At 63.0% G+C, this 2,110-nt stretch carries 1 protein-coding gene and 1 pseudogene; both read left to right on the forward strand.

Annotated elements, in window-relative coordinates:
• Positions 1 to 375, forward strand: a pseudogene (locus tag DUPY_RS00530) (DUF2157 domain-containing protein); the annotation flags it as partial.
• Positions 375 to 1,985: a GDYXXLXY domain-containing protein gene (locus tag DUPY_RS00535; protein ID WP_070245786.1), complete on the forward strand. Its 1,611-nt coding sequence runs from the start codon at positions 375 to 377 to the stop codon at positions 1,983 to 1,985. The pseudogene DUPY_RS00530 and the gene DUPY_RS00535, both read left to right, overlap by 1 nt.
• Positions 1,986 to 2,110: the final 125 nt, after the last annotated feature.

Consider the following 2,110-nt stretch of genomic DNA (forward strand, 5'->3'; position numbering starts at 1 on the left):
GGGGCCGGGGTCGGGGCTGGGTCTTGGCCCATGCGCCTGTCGATGATCTTTGCCGTCATCGGCCTGTCCACCATGTCTGTGCGCAGCCTGTTTGCAACCGCCAACACCGGCTTCTATCCGATCTCGCTGCTGATGGTGGCAATCCTCGCCGTCGCATTCAGCCGGCGCGGCCTGTTCGATATTTTCGTGCTGAGCGTGCTGGGCCTGGCGCTTAACGTGCTGCTGGTCTGCGGCATGACGCAATTGCTGATCAATGTGCGTGCGTTTGAAATCGGTGCACTGCTGCTGGTCGGTGCAAGCGCCGCTGGGCTGCTGGCCGGCACGGTCAAACTGCTCGTGCACCTGGCGCGCGTTCAAAACGGGGAGCACATCTGATGAGTCGCCCATTGCAACACTTGATCGAGGCCGCCACCGCCGAAGGCCTCCTGTCGAGCCATGCCGTACCCAAGGAAACAGCGCGGCCATGGCCGGTGATCCTGATGACAGCACTCGGCGCCTGGTTGGCCGCCGTGCCGCTGTTATTTGCCATGGCCGCGATTTTCGGCGATGCGCTCGAGAAAGGTGTGCTGTGTTATGTGATGGGCGCGGCATTCCTGTTCGGCGCGATACGCGTACTACGTTCCCGCACGGTGTCGCCTTTTGTCGAACAACTGGGTTTGCCGGTGCTGCTGGTTGGCGGCGCGCTGCTGGTGTTCGGGCTGTTCCGCGACCTGCCCTACTTCGCCGCCGAAGCGTTGCTGCTGCTCGTTATCACGGGTACCGCATGGCTGCTGCCGCAACACTGGTTGCGTGTGCTGCTGGGTGCGCTGGCCGCCCTGGTCTTCGTCCTGATGAATGCCAACCTGAAAAGCGCGAGCCCGCTGCACCTGGCCAGCGGCGCGCTGCTTGCGCTGGTGGCTTGGCTGATCGCAGCCTGGTATGGCGATGCCCACGCGCCATCGCACCGTGCTGCGCACAAGATGATCGTGCTGGAAACCATGTCCAACGGCTGGCTGTTGCTGACGCTGGCGGCACTGGTCTACGACTCTGGCACAACCTTTTTGTCACCTGTCGCCTGGGGTCATGCGCCAGGCGCTGGCGACGCGATGGGTTTCTCGACCTCCCTGTTCCCGGTCATTTCCAGTGTCATGGCGGTTGCTGCCGCCGCGTGGCTGGCACGCTGCTGGCCTGCCCTGCGTGCACCGCGCTATGCAGCGGCTGCTGCAATTCTCGCCATCATGTCCTGGTTGATTCCAGGGCTGGGCGCCGCCTTGCTGGCCTTGTCGGCGTGCGTGGGCAGCGGCCGCTGGCGCCTGGCGGTGGCCAGTGGCGTCGCGGCAGCGTGGATCATTGGCACCTTCTACTATGAACTGGCGGTGCCGCTGGCCACCAAGGCGGCGATCATGGCTGGAATGGGGGCGGCGTTCGGCGTCATTGCGTGGTTGAGCTGGAATGCTGGCGCGCGTGCGGTAACCGGTGATGTAAGCGGTGCAACGGTGCCGTCGGCCGATCATGGCGCCGATGTCGCCACCTCCCCCGTCCAGCGCGCCGGCCTTTTCGCAACGCTATTGCTGACCTTGGTCGTGGCAAACGGCGCCATCTGGCAAAAAGAGGCGCTGATCAGCAGCGGCCGGCCGGTATTCATTGCGCTGGCGCCAGTCGATCCGAGGTCACTGATGCAGGGCGACTACATGGCGCTCAATTTCGAGCTGCCGACTGTCAACGACATCCGAACCATGCGCCGCGCCAAGGTGGTCGCAAAAGTCGACTCACGCGGCGTGGCAGTGATGCAGGGATTGGCTACGGGCAAGCCACTGGCATCCGACGAAATCGTGATCGAACTGGTGTCCACCGGCCGCGGACTGCGGCCAGCGACCGATGCTTGGTACTTCAAGGAAGGCGAAGCCGAGCGCTGGAGCCATGCCAAGTATGGCGAATTCAGGATCGATGGGAATGGACGGGCGCTGCTGGTAAATTTGCGCGGTGCGGAACTGGAGCCGCTATGAAAGTGGCGCAGGAATGAAAAAAGCCCCACCAGCGTTGCGCGCTCGGTGGGGCTCTTAAGTATAACTAGCTTGACGATAACCTACTTTCACACTGGTTGCAGCACTATCATCGGCGCAAAGTCGTT

Source organism: Duganella phyllosphaerae (assembly GCF_001758785.1).
Taxonomy (GTDB): domain Bacteria; phylum Pseudomonadota; class Gammaproteobacteria; order Burkholderiales; family Burkholderiaceae_D; genus Rugamonas; species Rugamonas phyllosphaerae.